The organism is uncultured Marinobacter sp., from assembly GCF_947259545.1.
Taxonomy (GTDB): Bacteria; Pseudomonadota; Gammaproteobacteria; order Pseudomonadales; family Oleiphilaceae; genus Marinobacter.
Map to the genome: position 1 here is coordinate 135168 of NZ_CAMYMK010000008.1, position 15280 is coordinate 150447.

Annotated in this window: 16 protein-coding genes; 5 read left to right on the forward strand and 11 right to left on the reverse strand. The window is 57.6% G+C overall.

Going from position 1 to position 15280, the window contains the following annotated elements:
- Positions 1 to 25: 25 nt before the first annotated feature.
- From Q0Y21_RS12305 to Q0Y21_RS12315, 3 genes are all read right to left on the reverse strand, one after another.
- Positions 26 to 1969, reverse strand: a complete 1944-nt coding sequence (locus Q0Y21_RS12305) for an alpha/beta fold hydrolase (protein ID WP_297795806.1) — start codon at positions 1967 to 1969, stop codon at positions 26 to 28.
- Positions 1970 to 2113: 144 nt separating this feature from the next.
- On the reverse strand, positions 2114 to 2797 hold the full coding sequence (locus Q0Y21_RS12310) for a response regulator (protein ID WP_297795809.1): 684 nt from the start codon (positions 2795 to 2797) through the stop codon (positions 2114 to 2116).
- Positions 2794 to 4383: a sensor histidine kinase gene (locus tag Q0Y21_RS12315; RefSeq protein ID WP_297795812.1), complete on the reverse strand. Its 1590-nt coding sequence runs from the start codon at positions 4381 to 4383 to the stop codon at positions 2794 to 2796. The genes Q0Y21_RS12310 and Q0Y21_RS12315 overlap by 4 nt, the downstream gene beginning before the upstream one ends.
- 265 nt (positions 4384 to 4648) lie before the next feature.
- Here Q0Y21_RS12315 and Q0Y21_RS12320 point away from each other — a divergent pair, with 265 nt between their 5' ends.
- Genes Q0Y21_RS12320 through Q0Y21_RS12330 form a run of 3 tightly spaced genes read left to right on the forward strand, consistent with a single transcriptional unit; the run spans position 4649 to position 7595 of the window.
- The gene (locus Q0Y21_RS12320) at positions 4649 to 5626 is read left to right on the forward strand and encodes a tripartite tricarboxylate transporter substrate-binding protein (RefSeq protein WP_297795815.1); all 978 of its coding nucleotides are present in this window, start codon (positions 4649 to 4651) and stop codon (positions 5624 to 5626) included.
- A complete protein-coding gene (locus Q0Y21_RS12325; protein ID WP_297795819.1) occupies positions 5623 to 6069 on the forward strand; it encodes a tripartite tricarboxylate transporter TctB family protein in 447 nt (148 codons plus the stop codon). The genes Q0Y21_RS12320 and Q0Y21_RS12325 overlap by 4 nt, the downstream gene beginning before the upstream one ends.
- Positions 6069 to 7595, forward strand: coding sequence for a tripartite tricarboxylate transporter permease (locus Q0Y21_RS12330; protein WP_297795822.1), 1527 nt, complete (start codon positions 6069 to 6071; stop codon positions 7593 to 7595). The genes Q0Y21_RS12325 and Q0Y21_RS12330 overlap by 1 nt, the downstream gene beginning before the upstream one ends.
- A 56-nt stretch (positions 7596 to 7651) precedes the next feature.
- On the opposite strand, the gene Q0Y21_RS12335 is transcribed toward Q0Y21_RS12330, so the two are convergent.
- The 3 genes from Q0Y21_RS12335 to Q0Y21_RS12345 form a co-directional block, all read right to left on the reverse strand.
- On the reverse strand, positions 7652 to 9007 hold the full coding sequence (locus tag Q0Y21_RS12335; protein WP_297797136.1) for a PhoH family protein: 1356 nt from the start codon (positions 9005 to 9007) through the stop codon (positions 7652 to 7654).
- 63 nt (positions 9008 to 9070) lie between these two features.
- Complete coding sequence (locus Q0Y21_RS12340) at positions 9071 to 9553, reverse strand: CBS domain-containing protein (RefSeq protein ID WP_297795824.1); 483 nt, start codon at positions 9551 to 9553, stop codon at positions 9071 to 9073.
- A gap of 61 nt (positions 9554 to 9614) precedes the next feature.
- The gene (locus tag Q0Y21_RS12345; protein ID WP_297795827.1) at positions 9615 to 10352 is read right to left on the reverse strand and encodes an START domain-containing protein; all 738 of its coding nucleotides are present in this window, start codon (positions 10350 to 10352) and stop codon (positions 9615 to 9617) included.
- Between the two features lie 131 nt (positions 10353 to 10483).
- Between Q0Y21_RS12345 and Q0Y21_RS12350 the strand changes: the two genes are divergently transcribed.
- Positions 10484 to 11491: a DUF2804 domain-containing protein gene (locus Q0Y21_RS12350; RefSeq protein WP_297795830.1), complete on the forward strand. Its 1008-nt coding sequence runs from the start codon at positions 10484 to 10486 to the stop codon at positions 11489 to 11491.
- Positions 11492 to 11511: 20 nt separating this feature from the next.
- On the opposite strand, the gene minE is transcribed toward Q0Y21_RS12350, so the two are convergent.
- From minE to Q0Y21_RS12375, 5 genes are all read right to left on the reverse strand, one after another.
- A complete protein-coding gene (gene minE / locus Q0Y21_RS12355) occupies positions 11512 to 11766 on the reverse strand; it encodes a cell division topological specificity factor MinE (RefSeq protein ID WP_012138855.1) in 255 nt (84 codons plus the stop codon).
- A 3-nt stretch (positions 11767 to 11769) separates the two neighbouring features.
- Positions 11770 to 12582 carry a septum site-determining protein MinD gene (gene minD / locus Q0Y21_RS12360; protein ID WP_297795836.1) on the reverse strand — a complete coding sequence of 271 codons (813 nt, stop codon included), beginning with the start codon at positions 12580 to 12582 and terminating at the stop codon, positions 11770 to 11772.
- A 65-nt stretch (positions 12583 to 12647) separates the two neighbouring features.
- Entirely contained in the window at positions 12648 to 13427 is a 780-nt protein-coding gene (gene minC / locus Q0Y21_RS12365; RefSeq protein ID WP_297795839.1) for a septum site-determining protein MinC, read from the reverse strand.
- Positions 13424 to 13813, reverse strand: a complete 390-nt coding sequence (locus Q0Y21_RS12370; protein ID WP_297795842.1) for a HopJ type III effector protein — start codon at positions 13811 to 13813, stop codon at positions 13424 to 13426. Before Q0Y21_RS12370 ends, minC begins: the two co-directional genes overlap by 4 nt.
- A complete protein-coding gene (locus Q0Y21_RS12375; protein WP_297795845.1) occupies positions 13813 to 14091 on the reverse strand; it encodes a DUF1244 domain-containing protein in 279 nt (92 codons plus the stop codon). Before Q0Y21_RS12375 ends, Q0Y21_RS12370 begins: the two co-directional genes overlap by 1 nt.
- Before the next feature lie 104 nt (positions 14092 to 14195).
- Here Q0Y21_RS12375 and dinB point away from each other — a divergent pair, with 104 nt between their 5' ends.
- Positions 14196 to 15260 carry a DNA polymerase IV gene (dinB, locus tag Q0Y21_RS12380; RefSeq protein WP_297795849.1) on the forward strand — a complete coding sequence of 355 codons (1065 nt, stop codon included), beginning with the start codon at positions 14196 to 14198 and terminating at the stop codon, positions 15258 to 15260.
- The last annotated feature ends 20 nt before the right edge of the window (positions 15261 to 15280 follow it).

Sequence of the window (15280 nt, forward strand, 5' to 3'; positions counted from 1 at the left end):
AAGGGACCTGCCAGTATGGTCTGTCTTAGCGTGAGGTGGTCATCTCAAGTTGCTGCTGGCCGTCTTCCGTCAGCAAAGGCAGTGAAACATCGCCGCTGACACTGACTGCGGGAACCGTCAGATCGCGGGAAAAGGCGCCTACGAATGTCGGGTGCTGGCCATAAAGCATCAGCACCAGCTGGTCCCCGGTGTTCAGCCGTTCTGCAATCCCCGTCAGTTCAATGTCATGCCGCCCGAAGCCGCGAACGGGCTGAACCTGCTCGTCGATCAGCTCGGGAATGCTCGTACCTCCGCGGATTACACCAACCCCGACAAACAGGATGGCGTCGCAGGTGCCGGTTGCAAACACCGGATCGGACTCATCCAGACAACGCTCCTCGAGGTCAGACAACGGTGCTCCGACGTCGAGAGTGGCCGTCGGGATGCCGGCGATGACCCCGTCATTCTCCAGAGTTGTCAGAGGAACAATCGTTGGCAATGAGCCGGTAGCGCCGGTGAATGTTGTCACCTCGACGTCCTCTCCCAGCATATCGTATCTGACCGGGAAGCTGGCGCCGCCAACGGTGACCTCCGGTGCCGCGACCGCGTCGCCGGGGGAGAGGGTGTAACAGATCTGATCGCCGGTGGTGATGACGTTATCGGCATCGCCACGACCCAGAAGCTTCTCATTGAACCAGGCCACGGCCGCCTGATTGGCGCTGATGTCACCGCAATCAGTCAGGGTGTTGAGACCAGCAGCAGGCAGGTCCGGAAGCGCTTCGGCATAGAAGCCAAGGTTTGCCAGGGTTTCCTGAATCAGGCCGACGTTCGGTGCGAGGTAGTGGTGGCTGAAGGGGTAGGTGAGCAGGCGCACATCGCCGCCGGCGGCCTTCAGCTCCTTGTAGTTTTCCCAGGCATCGTTGAAGGGAAACAGGCTGTCCCGCATGCCCTGAAACATGAGTACGTCGACCGGGTAAGGGTCCATCTGTGGTGTCTTGATGACGTATCGGCCGTCACTGGTGACGGGAATACGGCCGGTGATCGGGTCCAGCAGGTATTCCTGGCTGTTTCCGCTGTCGAACAGCTCGAGGTTCCGTTCATTCTCCCAGAAATAGCTGGGGCTGTGGTAGTGGAAGAAATCCAGCGCCGGCTCAGGGAAGCGGTGTTGAACAATACCGTCAAGCAGTGATGAGCGAAGGTAAGGATCCATTGAGCCGCCTGTTCCGGCATCGCCGGCAAGGGACAGGAACGCCAGCCAGTAATTCTTGGTGACATTGCCCGGGTTCAGGCTGTAGGTCAGGTCGTGCCAGGTAATATGCGGCACCATGGCATCCATGCGCTGATCGGGATCCACGTTATACAGCAAGTATTGGAAGCCGCCGCCATAGCTGCCGCCGACACCACCCAGCAGCAGGTTGTTGTCCCGGTATTTGAGATAGTCCAGATGGCTCTCCGCCCAATCGACTATCTGGACGAGATCTTCGCCTTCAAAGTCCGGGTCCATGACCCGTATGGTTCCGCCGCTCTCACCGTGACCGCGCTGGTCGATGCTGATCACAGTGAAGCCCGCATCCACCATCGGAGCAATGGGGGCCAGAGGATCATCGCCGGCTTCGGTAGTACGAGTCCCACTGAAGCCATGGCCCTGGAGGATCAGGGGGTGCTCGGTCTGGCAGTCAAACTGGGCGGGTTCGAAAACCTGGAATACGATCGCGGCACCATCAATACGGGAGGGCATCTCCACCCGATAACTACGGCCGCCGGTCAGGTCGCTGTTCTGGTCACAGGAGGCATGCACCAGCTCACTGATGCTGTCTGTCAGGGGGCGGGAAATGGTTCTGGTGGTTGAGGGCTGGCCGCTGTTGTCGCGGCTTTCGGTGTCCCCCAGGGTGGCCCCGCCAGGGGAGTCGGAGCTACCGCTGCTTCCTCCGCATGCCGAGAGCAAAGCCACGCTGGTCCCGATAACCAGGGTGTTGGTTATTCTGTTCATGATTTCGCCTTTTTATGTTTTTGTTGTGATGCATTACAAAACGTGACGAGAGGCACAATAAGGTGGGGGCGATATACGGGGCGATGGCCAGAATGCCCGGGCTGCATGGCACGCAGGTCAAAGCTTCAGGGAGCGTGATCCTTGCTAAAGGTGGTATCGTCTTTCAGGGCGTCCAACGCTGCCGTAGGTCACTTCCGCAGTCAGTTCGCCCTTACCAACCAGAAACTCCAGATAGCGGCGGGCGGTGGTCCGTGAGGCACCAATGGCATTGCCCAGCTCCTCGGCGCTCCATTGCTGACCGGCTGACAGCACCTCGCGGATCTTATCCAGGGTGATACTGTCGATGCCCTTGGGTAGCCGTTCTTCGCGGATCGGCTGGGTATCCTCGCCCGAACTCCGGGGCAGCAAGGCATCCACTTCTTTCTGCGCCACCTGAACCAGGCCTGATAAGTGGCGAAGGTGGTCCCGGTATCGGCTGACGGCTTCCTCAAGGCGTTCGAACACCAGAGGTTTGAGGATATAGTCGAAAACCCCGCCGCGCAGCGCGCTTCTCAGGGTTTCTACTTCCTTGGCGGCGGTGATGAGGATAACGTCACTACCGCTATCCTTTGCCCGGAGCTCGCGGAGCAGTTCCAGTCCGTTGCCGTCGGGGAAATAGATGTCCAGCAGGATCAGGTGGGGCACCATCACATCGATCAGGTCCCTTGCGTCTTCCAGGCTGTGGGCGATGCCACACAGTTCGACGTCGTTCAGGCGTTCGACGAATCGTCGCTGGATTTCGGCGATTTGCCGGTCATCTTCAACAATCAGAATACGAATGGTGGTCAATGATTGTCCCTCCCTTTGCTGGTTTTGGGTAGGTAGAGGGTGAAGCGGGAGCCTTTTCCGGGCAGGTCGTCCACGGTGACTGACCCTCCCCAGCGACTCAGGAATTGGCTTACCAGATGCAGGCCGTAGCCATGGGTATCACCTGACTTTGTGCTCACGCCTTTCTCGAAAATCTTCTGACGCGCGTCTTCGGGAATGCCTGGCCCCTGGTCTTCCACCTCGAAAATCAGTTCGTGTCCGAGGTCTGTCATGGAGAGCTCAACGAGCCCGCCTTCGCCGGTTTGTTGACGGGTTGCTTCAAGGGCATTGTCGATCAGATTGCCGAGCACACTGACCAATTGATCACGTGGCATGTTGGCAGGTATGTCCGTCATCCGGCTTTCCGGATCGATACGGAGATGCAGGCCCATTTCCCGCGCCCGGTTGTACTTGCCCAGCAGACAGCCGGCAATGACGGGATCGGGTACGGCATCCAGCAACAGGTGAATCAGCGCCTGGTGGTCACTGACTTCGCTGCCAATCAGGTTCAGTGCATCTTCGTAGGCCTCGATCTGGATCAGGCCGGCAATGGTATGGAGCTTGTTCGAGTATTCATGGGTCTGGCTTCGTAAGGTGTCAGCGTATTGCTGTATCCGGGTGAGTTGCCGGCTGACCTGATCCACTTCGTCGCGAAGCCTGAAACTGGCGACCACGCCAATAATCTCCGCGCCCTGTCGGACCGGTAACCGGTTCACAATCATCTGACGGTTCCTCAGCCACACTTCCCGGTCAAAGTCCGGAGTGCCGGACTCTAGCACCGAAAGCAGGTCGCTCTCCGGCAAGACGTCGAGAATCGGGCGACCTGCCAGAGGGGTGTCCGGCTCCAGGCCAAGGGTTTCCAGGGCGGTCCGGTTCACGGTGGTGATGATGCCGTCGCGGTTGATGGCGATGATGCCCTCCCGAACTGACTGGAGTGTGGCGTCCCGCTCCTGGAACAGGCGTGCAATTTCCTCCGGCTCCAGCCCGAATATGGCACGCTTGAAGCGACCGGCGATCACTATGGCAATCAGTATGCTGATCAGTAGCGCCAGGCCAACAACGCTGTAAAGCACAATGCTGTACCGTTCGATGGTGGCGTTCACCTGATCAACGCCATAGCCGACGGAAACAATACCGATAATCTCGCCGCTATCCGGTTCAATCACCGGGGCCTTGCCACGCATGGAGTCGCCCAGACTGCCTTCGGCCCTCGCCACGTAGGATTCACCATCGATCAATGCCCGCCGTCCGTCATCTCCGTCATCGTCTGCCATGGAGTGGCCAATTCGCGCAGCGGAGGGATGGGCAAGGCGAAGGGCCTGGTGGTCACCGATCACAATGAAGAGGGCTTCGTTGGTGTGTGCCAGGCGACTGGCCAACAGGTTGAGGGATTCAATATCACGCTGGCGGATTCCCTCTATCACAGAGGGTGCGGCGGCAACGGTTTTTGCGACCATCAGTGCCCGTTGCCCGATTTCGTCAAACAGGGAGTCACTGAGGTAATAGCCAGCGAATACGCCAATCAGAGTGGTTTGCAGGGCACTGACGAACCCGAGCGAAAGGATCATTCGGGTTTTGAGTTTGGTTTTTCGGAGCACGTTATCAACAGCGATCGGTTTGTTGTCGTTATGTCATCAGGTTAAATCACAAGCCCCGCGATTGCCCGTAAATTTTATGAACTTAACGCCCATTAAATTCTTTAAAGGCTTTACGCCCAGAAACTTCTGGCAGCGTTGATTGCCCTCTAGTCTGTTTTCCAGAGTCTTCTACCGACAGTGCCCAGTGAGCAGTTGTCTTATGGGAGGCCACAAAAACAAGAGTGAGGTGACAATCATGACTATCAAACGAACACTTTTCCTCGTGGCAGCTGCCACCTTCAGCATGTCCGCATTGGCCTGGCAGCCTTCCGGTAAAGTGGAATGTATTGCTCCTTCCGATCCTGGCGGCGGCTGGGACTTTACCTGCCGCAGCGCCGGCAATGTCCTGAGGGATCTCGGTTTGATCGACGGCACAGTACAGACGGTGAACATGGCTGGAGCCGGTGGCGGGGTTGCCTTCGCCCACACCGTGAGCAAGCGGTCCGAGGATGACAAGCTTATCGTGGCGGCATCCACTGCCACCACTACACGGTTGGCCCAGAAGCAGTTTCCCGGTCTGAATGCGGATATGGTGAACTGGGTTGGGGCATTGGGGGCGGACTTCGGCGTGATTGCCGTGGGTAAAAACTCCGAGTACCAGGACCTGAACCAGCTTCTGGCCGCCATCAAGCAGAATCCAAAGTCGGTCAAGTTCGCAGGCGGGAGTGCCCGGGGCGGATGGGACCACCTCAAGGTTCTGATCACCGCCAGGGCCGCCGGTGCCGGCCAGCTTCCGTCGATTCCCTACCTTTCCTATAACAACGGCGGCGAAGCCATGACCCAGGTCGTGGGCGGTCAGGTCGATGCCTTTACCGGTGACCTCTCCGAAGTCACCGGCTTTATGGCCTCCGGTGATTTACGTGTGCTGGCGGTACTGGCAGAGGAGCGTTTGCCGGGCAATTTTGCGCACATCCCGACAGCAAAAGAACAGGGTATTGATGCGGTGGGTCCGAACTGGCGTGGTTTCTACATGCCGAAGGACACCTCCGAGGCGTCAAAGACCTACTGGTCCAATACCATCGATACCCTCTACGCCAGCAAGGAATGGAAAAAGGTGATGAAGGCCAATGGTCTGATTCCTTTCCATCCGCCGGCGGGTGAATTTGACAGCTTTGTTCGGCAGCAGGTGCAGGATATTGAGGCTCTGTCTCGCGAAATAGGACTGCTCAAATGACTGCCTTAGGTGATCGTATCCTTGGTCTTGGCCTGATGGTGCTGGCGGTTGCCTACGGCTGGGTTGCCCAGCAATGGCCCGAACCCTTTGGCGGCGCTGAAACGGTAGGTCCGGAAACCTTCCCCACTATCCTTGCGGTTGTTCTGGTGGCCGGGGGCATCTACCTGATGATCAAGCCGGACCCCGATGCCCAGTGGCCGCTGGGTAAGTCCACACTGGAGCTTGTGGTGTCCCTGCTGGTTCTGGTGGTGTACGCCATGTTGCTTGAGCCTCTGGGCTTCATCATCTCGACGACCCTGGCAGTGGGCACTCTGAGCTGGCGCATGGGGGCTAATCCCCGAAGCGCGTTCGTTACGGGTCTGATCAGTGCGCTGGTGGTGTTCGTCCTGTTCAACTATGGCCTGTCACTGAACCTGCCTGCCGGTCTGCTGGAGGTGAACTGATGGAAACGCTCGGTTTTCTGATGGAGGGTTTTGCGGTGGCGCTGACGCCGTACAACCTGATGTTTGCCCTGCTTGGTGCCTTTGCCGGCACCCTGATCGGTTGCATGCCGGGCCTCGGGCCCGCCAATGGTGTAGCCATTCTTATTCCCCTGGCGTTCACTCTGGGGCTGCCGCCGGAAACGGCCATGATTCTGCTGACCTCGGTGTACGCGGGGGCGATGTATGGCGGTCGCATATCCTCCATCCTGCTCAATATCCCCGGTGACGAGCCGGCGATGATGACCTGTCTTGATGGCTATCCCATGGCCCGTAAGGGCAGGGCGGCGGACGCGCTAGCGATTTCGGCCATAGCCTCATTCTCAGGCGGTCTGATCGGAACGGTTGGTTTGATCATGCTGGCACCGGTGCTGGCGAAGTTCGCTCTCAGCTTCGGACCAGCGGAGTACTTTGCGCTGTTCCTGCTGGCGTTCGCAACGCTGGGTGGAATAACCGGTAAGAACCCGATGAAAACCGTGATTGCCGCCACTCTGGGGATCATGATTTCCACGGTGGGGATCGACATCTCCACCGGTACCCAGCGCTACACCTTTGGGGTGCTGGAGCTGTATGAGGGAATCGACTTTATTCTCGCCATTGTCGGCCTGTTTGCGATCTCGGAGTTGTTGTTCTTCGTCGAGTCACGCATGGGCCGTGGTCGCGAAAAGGTCAGTGTGGGCAAGCTGACCCTCAGCTTCCGGGAACTGGTTTCCACTATCCCCACCCAGTTGCGTGGGGGGGTGCTTGGGTTCATTTCCGGGGTCCTTCCGGGGGCGGGCGCGTCTCTGGGCAGCTTTATCAGCTATACGCTGGAGAAGCAGGTGCTCGGCAAGAAAGGCAAGTTTGGTGAAGGCGACATCCGTGGTGTGGTTGCGCCTGAAGCGGGTAACAACGGTGCCTCATCGGGCGCGCTGGTGCCCATGTTGACCCTGGGTGTGCCTGGCAGTGGCACGACAGCGGTTCTGTTGGCGATGTTGATCTCGCTGAACATCACGCCTGGCCCGCTCATGTTCACCCAGAACGCCGATATTGTCTGGGGCGTCATTGCGGCCCTTCTCATCGGGAATGTGCTCTTGCTGTTGCTGAACATTCCGTTAGTCGGGGTATTCGTGCGATTGCTGTCGGTTCCCCCCATGTACTTGCTGCCGATTGTGACCATGGTTGCCTTCGTGGGCATTTACTCCATCAGCAACAGTACCTTCGATCTGTATTTCATGGTGGCGTTCGGGGTTGTTGGTTATTTCCTGCGTAAGCTGGAAATCCCAGTGGTGCCTATCATTCTCGGTTTGTTGTTGGGACCGGAAATGGAGAAGAACCTCGGGCATGCCCTGGTGTTGTCCGATGGTGACTGGGGCATTCTCTGGGCCAGCACCCTGGCCAAAAGCTTCTGGCTGGTCGCGGGGCTGAGTCTGTTACTTCCGTACCTGGTTGGCCCCCTGCTGCGTCGCCGAATGAACGCGGCCATGCAGGAAAATCCGGTCAGTGACTGAATACCGGTTCGCCGCACCCTTATGAAGGGTGCGGCTTTTCTGGTTCTGGAGGATGATCAGAGATTGGCTTCGGCGTACTCCGCCAGAACCGATCTCGGTACACCCTGAAGGTGGATATGGCCGCCGTGGCGGAAGCCTTTGAAGCGTTCCGTCATGTAGGTCAGGCCGGAACTCAGGGCACTGAGGTACGGTGTATCGATCTGCGCCAGGTTGCCCAGGCAGATCACCTTGGAACCATTGCCCGCGCGGGTAATGATGGTTTTGATCTGGTGTGGCGTCAGGTTCTGGGACTCGTCAATAATAATCAGGCTGTGCTGGAAACTCCGCCCACGGATGTAGTTCATGGACTTGAAGTGCAGCGGCACCTTGCTGAGGATGTAGTCCACGCTGGCGGTCATGTTCTCATCGTCTTCATGGAGTGCTTCCAGGTTATCGACGATGGCGCCCAGCCAGGGCTCCATTTTCTCCGCTTCAGTACCGGGCAGGAAGCCTATGTCTTCATCAAGGCCCTGGGTGCTTCGCGTGGCAATGATGCGCTTGTACAGCTTGCTGGCGACGGTCATCTCGATGCACGCGGCCAGCGCCAGGATGGTTTTACCCGACCCGGCCGACCCGGTCAGGTTGACCAGGTGAATGTCCGGGTCCAGCAGCAGGTTCAGGGCCAGGGACTGGTAGATGTCCCGGGGAACCAGCCCCCAGACTTCCTCGCTCATCAGGTCGTGTTGATGTAAATCCTGCATGACCAGCTGGTCATCGGACAGGTCCACGACCTTGCCGACAAATCCCTGTTCGTCCACCACGAACTCATTGATGTTGAGCTTGGCCAAATCACCTTCGCGTTTGAGGATATGCTCAGTGATGCCTTCCCGCTGAATGGTTTCCACCTTGGCGATGTTGTCCCAGAAGGAGTTGGGAAACTCCTTGTAGCCCCTGGGGAGCAGGTCGATGTCATCCAGCAGCTGGTCATTGTGATAATCCTGCGCCTCCACACCAAAACCGCGGGCTTTCAGCCGCATGTTGATGTCTTTGCTGACCAGGATGATGTCCCGGGATTTGTGCCTGTCCTGAAGGGCGGCGAGGGTGTTGATGATCTTGTTGTCGTTCAGGTTTTCCGGTAACGAATGATTGTTGTGGTGTTCCGTACTCATCAGGATCGACAGTGTGCCAAGGGGTTCGGCTTTCTTGCCGCGAACGATCGGAACGCCTTTCTCGATGTCTTTCGGGACAGCATCGCCCAATAGTTTGTCGATGTTGCGGATGGCCTGGCGACAATCGGCTGCTACCGCCTGTTTACCGGATTTGAGGCTGTCGAGTTCTTCGAGGACCGTCATCGGGATGATGACATCGTGTTCTTCAAAATTGAGGAGAGCGTTCGGGTCGTGAATCAGGACGTTGGTGTCGAGGACATACATCTTTCGGCGAGCTTGCGATGCTCCTGGCATAGGGCGCGTTACCTCTCTGGTGGCTCAGTCGTTTCAGGCACAGCGGCTGGTGAGTTCCTTGTCAGAAATCAGTTTTAGCATGTCGTAAGTGGTTATGATTCCGGTGATTTTCTTGTCTTTCGTGACGAAAATCCGATGCAGGTGTTCACGCATCATGATGTCGGCGATATCGCGAACCGGGGTCTGTTCATCAACGGAAAGAATGCTCGGCGTCATGATGTCCCGCACTTCGACGGGCACTTTGCCCATCTCCTCGAAGATGGCCATGCGCAGGCGGCGGGCTTCCTGCTCTTCTTCCGGGGTCAACCGGGCGTCGTTGTCGTTCCGGTTGGCATTCCAGCGGAATTCAGTGATGTCCTTCAGGGTGGCGATACCGACAATGTCACCGTGTTCATCGGTCACCGGGCTGCCGGTGATTTCGTTGTCGGTCAGGAAGCGGGCCAGCCTCTCCATGGTCCAGGATTGTGGTACCGCTTTGATGCTTGGGGTCATGATCTCGTGAGCGAGAACAGTCATTTACCGGGGTCCTGTGCTGTTAAAGGGTCCTTTTCAACAGAGCTTAGCTTGTCCCGTGCGGCTAGTCATCCCCTGATTGCGCAGAAGGTACCACATCAATGAGTTTACCTTCGTCGCCGTATACCAGAGTGTGGTCCTGATAGCGTTCCTTGCGGGTAACTCGCTCCAGTTGCTCCATGGATTTCACCGGAATGTCCACCAGCAGGGTGTTGACCAGCCAGCCGGGTATCGCGCCATTGGGTTCGGTGTGCTGGATCCAGACCATACGGGTCTTGTCGCCTTCGGGAATAAAACGGTACAGCGTATCGGAGCGGTCCACCCGCACGAGGCCATCGACCTCCTCGCGGCGATCAGGGACAGCGTTGAGTTCCATCACCACCTCACCAGTCGTCTGTTCACCTTGAGTGCGGATACGCAGGACGTAGTCACGGTCAGCCACAGGCCAGGGCATGTTGTTCACTGAGTAGGCGTAGCGGTCGTGGAAGTGTCCGTCACCAAACGCATGGGATTGGGTGCAATTGTGTACCCACTCAACACAGGATTTCGGGTTGACCATCACCGCCATCAGGTTTTCCATGGAGGTGTCCATCAGTGCTTCCGCTTTGAATGCCTGGAAACTGGAGTCGTCCTGGTCGATGGTGTAAACCTTGATGTTGTCGGTTTCTTTGCGCAGGGTCCAGTCATCGGCATTTTCAGCGGGTAATGCAGCCTGGACAAGCGCCGGGAAAATGGAGGTGCAGGCCAGGATGGCCGCCAGAACGCCGAACGCGGGATTGCCATGGGCTCTTGGTTTGCGCATAGAGTACACTTCCTTGATTTGGGTGGCACGAGTCTACCATGCACATATACGGGGGCGTGGCATCGAATCCAGGGATTGTGAACTGGGTAACTGCCTTTACATCCACACACTGAATTTGGCCCGAATTGAAGATGACGATAAAGCAGCTGATTGATGACAAGGGACGGGTGCAAACCGGGGTGTTTTCGAGTCCCGTGGAAACGATCAATTATCTGGATTATGACCTGCGAACGGTGATGGACAGACCGCGATCCCGGCTGGCCCGGAAATGGCGGTTCAATCAGTTCCAGTTTGTCAGTGTCATGTCGGAACACTGGGTATTTGGTCTGGCCATTGTTGACCTGAAACTGGTGAGCAATGGTTTTTTCTACCTATACGATTTTGCATCCGGAGAAATGCTGGAACAGACATTTATGAAGCCGCTGGGCATGGGCACTGTGATTGAACCGCGTCCGGAGGATGGTGTGGCCAGTTTCCGGAGTAAACAGGCGCACCTGAGGATTATTCCGGGCGAGGAGGGTCGAAGTATCAGTGTCACTGTCGGTGACACTATTCGTGCGATGTTTGCACTGCATGAAGACCGGGATCCTCTGCGGCTGTCTTGCCCTGCGGGATATAATGGCTGGGTGTTTACCCGTAAGTCTGCGGGCTTGCCAGTCACCGGTGAAATTCGCTGGGGAGACCGGGTCTGGCGCTGTGATGACCATACCCGGGGCTCAATCGACTGGAGTTGCGGCTTTATGCGCCGTGAAACCGCCTGGAACTGGGCCTGCCTGGCCGGTCAGCTGGCAGGCGGTACCTCTGTCGGCCTTAATCTCGCCACCGGGGTGAACGAATCGGGGTTGACCGAGAACGCACTGTGGCTCGATGGCCGCTGCATCAAGCTTGATCTGGCCCGGTTCGAATTTGATCGGTATGACGAGTCCGCACCCTGGCGGGTGACCACCAGCGATGGCCGGGTGGATCTTCGCTTTGTACCCTCGGGTGTTCGCAAGGAACGGCTGAATGCAGTGGTGCTGGCGTCCAACTTCCGCCAATACGCTGGGACGTTTGAGGGCTTTGTGGTGGATGAGGAGGGCAAAAAAATCCCCATAGCAGGGCTACGGGGAGTGATGGAGGATCATTTCGCCCGCTGGTAACCGCGGGCGTGATCGGAGCGTCAGCTTTCCGGCAGGGTGACGTTCAGTTCCAGTACGGAACAACTGTCATTGCGGTCCACTTCCACCTGCACCATATCGTCACTGATCTGCACATACTTGCGAATAACCGCCAGCAATTCCTGCTGCAACTGGGGCAGGTAATCCGGCTGTTCGCGCTGGCCCCGTTCATGGGCAACAATAATCTGCAGACGCTCTTTGGCAACATTGGCGGTGTTGTTGCTTTTCTTGCTTCTGAAATAATCGAGGAAACTCATCCCTTAGCCTCCCTTGAACATCCGTGAGAGAAAGCCCTTTTTCTGGGCAGACATAAAGCGATGTTCCCGTTCTTCGCCAAGCAGACGGGCCACGGCGTCGTCATAGGCCTGACCGGCATCACTGTCTTCCTCAAGAATGACAGGCAGACCCTGGTTGGACGCGTTCAGCACGATCTGGCTTTCCGGGATAACGCCCAGCAGAGGGATGGCAAGAATCTCTTCCACATCGCCGACAGACAGCATTTCGCCCTTTTCCACCCGGGAGGGGTTGTAGCGGGTCAGCAGCAGGTGTTCCTTGACCGGATCCTGCCCCATCTCGGCGCGGCGGGATTTGCTCTGCAGGATGCCCAGGATACGGTCGGAGTCCCGCACCGAGGATACTTCCGGGTTGGTGACCACAATGGCCTCATCCGCGTAGTACAGTGCCATCAAGGCACCGTGTTCGATACCGGCCGGGGAATCGCAGACAATATAGTCAAACGTCTCCGACAGCTCGTTAATGACTTTTTCAACGCCTTCGCGGGTGAGAGCTTCTTTTTCCCGGGTTTGCGAGGCTGGCAGGATGTAAAGACTCTGGACACGCTTGTCACGGATGAGCGCCTGGTTCAGCGATGCCTCACCCTGGATGACGTTGACAAAGTCATACACCACCCGGCGTTCGCAGTTCATGATGAGATCGAGGTTGCGCAGGCCCACGTCAAAATCAATGACCACGGTTTTGTGGCCGCGTTTGGCCAGGCCGGTACTGATTGAGGCGCTGGTGGTGGTTTTGCCTACGCCACCTTTTCCTGAGGTAACGACAATGATTCTAGCCAAGGTTGCATTCCTGTTTCACGGTGGATTCGTCATATATGCCGAGTAAATCGGTCGTTATAGTCTTATCAGGCCTTCTCCAGTGGCGTCACCACCAGCAGGTCGTCCCTGAGCTGGATCTGAACGGCGGTTTTCCAGCTTTTCTCCTGAAGGTCCTCGGAGATTTTATAGTGTCCGGCGATGGACACAAGCTCCGCTTCCAGTGACTGGCAGAAAACCCGGGCGGACTGCATGCCGTGTATGCCAGCGAGGGCGCGACCACGTAAGGGGCCGTAGACGTGAATGTTACCTGCCGCCAGTACCTCCGCGCCAGCCTGAACAGGGGCCAGAATGATCAGGTCACCCTCCGGGGCATACACCTGTTGGCCCGAGCGCACCGGTTGGTTGATGATGCGTGCCGGTGCGGGCCCGGATGGCAATTCTGCGGCCGGGCTGGCTTCCGGTTCGCTCACCTGTGCCGGCTCGTTGGCGGCCGTGGTTTTCTGATCGGCCGGGCTCACCTCGCGGTCGCGCTGATTGCCTCCGGGCATCAGGGCTAGCGCCGCCCCCCGGGCCAGCCGGCGCTGGTCGTCATTGCCGCCGCGTACACCGACAACGTGGATATTGTGGCGGCGGCAGGTGCCGATAATCTTGAAGAAATCGAGTTCGCTGCTCAGGCCTTCGTACTTCTCCAGGCTGATGATCAACGGGATGTCCTTGAAGAACCCGGGAGCCTGGCTGATCTTGTCCCGCAGGGTGTCCTCGAATTCGTCGTTGTCAAAGTAATAAAGTTCCAGTGCCGTCATGGACACGCTGGCGCTTTTCAGTTGAAAGCAGTGTTGTACCCCTGAGGTGGCGGTATCGCTCATGAAAGGCTCTCTTCCTTGGGATCGTTCCGGGTGTCGGCGGGGCGGGCGCGCAGTGGCTCGCCTTCAAAGCGGATGCCGGACCAACCGGTGCTGATGAACTGGCGAATGTTACCATGGCTATCGCCTGAAGGATCATTCAATACCTGTTGGTAATGTTGTGCGAACAGTTGCAGGGTATCGGCTTCGTTGAGGCTGCAGTACTGGCCCAGTGCGAAAACCCTGCAGGAACCCGCGTTCTCGCCCAGGGCATTGAACAGTGGACCGTTGTGGAAGCCGGTCGGATGATACTCGAAATGGTGGTCAATCAATGCCAGGGTGTCGTCAAAGTCGGCGTGGCCAGCTCTCAGGGAGGCCAGGTGAATCCGCACTGCCTCGTTCGCGTTCATTATTTGTGATCCTGCTTGGGGCCTTTCTGATAGCGGGATTTCCACTCTTCATAAGGCATGCCGTAAATGATCTCGCGGGCGTCCGGGTCGGACAATTCAAAGCCCCGTTCGGCGGCCTCGGCGCGATACCACTTGGACAGGCAGTTACGACAGAACCCGGCGAGGTTCATCAGGTCCAGGTTCTGTACTTCAGTGTGGTCACGCAGGTGTTGTACCAGGCGCCGGAATGCCGCGGCTTCGATTTCGGTTTGTGATTGCTCGGGAATGGGGGTTGTCATGGTTGCTCGCCTGTTGGGCCATAGAGATCCTGACATTCTCTGTATGTTAGCTTAAGATACAAGGCTGTATATATGTACAGATTGTCGACCCGAGTTGTTACCCGATGCCCCAGCGCAAGATCATACATGTGGATTGCGACTGCTTTTATGCTGCCGTGGAGATGCGGGATGATCCCTCGTTAAGGGATATCCCTCTTGCCGTGGGTGGAGAAGGCGGCCGGGGTGTGGTGACGACCTGTAATTACCGCGCCCGGGCATTCGGGGTCCGCTCCGCCATGCCCGGGGGGGAAGCTCGTCGTCTCTGCCCGGGGCTGGTAACGGTGCCGCCGGACATGGCGCGATACCGTGCCGTTTCGCAGCAGGTCATGGCTATCCTGCGTGAGCTGACAGATCTGGTGGAACCGCTTTCCCTGGACGAGGCGTTCCTGGATGTCAGTGATGTTGCTGACCATAAAGGTAGCGCAACGTTGATGGCGCAGTATCTTCGTCAGCGCGTGCGGGACGAAGTCGGCATTACGATCTCCGCTGGCGTGGCTCCCAATAAATTCCTCGCAAAAATCGCCAGTGACTGGAAGAAGCCGGACGGTCTGTTCGTGATTCGTCCCCAGGACGTGAAAGGTTTTGTGGCCGAACTGCCCGTGGAAAAACTGTTCGGAGTGGGGCAGGTCACCGCTGGCAAACTTCACGCCCTCGGCGTGAATACCTGTGGCGATCTGCAGGCGATTGGCGCCGATGTATTGATCGATCGGTTCGGTAAGCAGGGCTACCGGTTGCACGAGATGGCCTTTGGGCGTGATGAGCGCCCGGTGGTGGTGTCCCGTATTGCCAAGTCCCTGAGCGTGGAGCGAACCTTTTCCCAGGACCTTCCGGACAAGGCTGCCTGCGAGTCGGTGATGGCTTCACTGGTGGCTGATCTGAACTTGCGCCTGAACCGCAAGGCCCGTGACAAGCCCATTCACAAGCTGTTTATCAAGATCCGCTACAGTGACTTTTCGACCCATACCCTTGAGCGGGTTCGGGAGCAGATACGCGAACCCGGTGTTGAGGATTTCGGCCCTTTACTGGATGAGTTGGTCACGGACAGTGCGCGCCCGGTTCGACTGTTGGGGCTGGGCGTTCGTTTTCGCGATGATGATTCGCCGGTGATGCAGTTGCGGCTGTTTGAGTGATGGCGGATCACCACACCCGG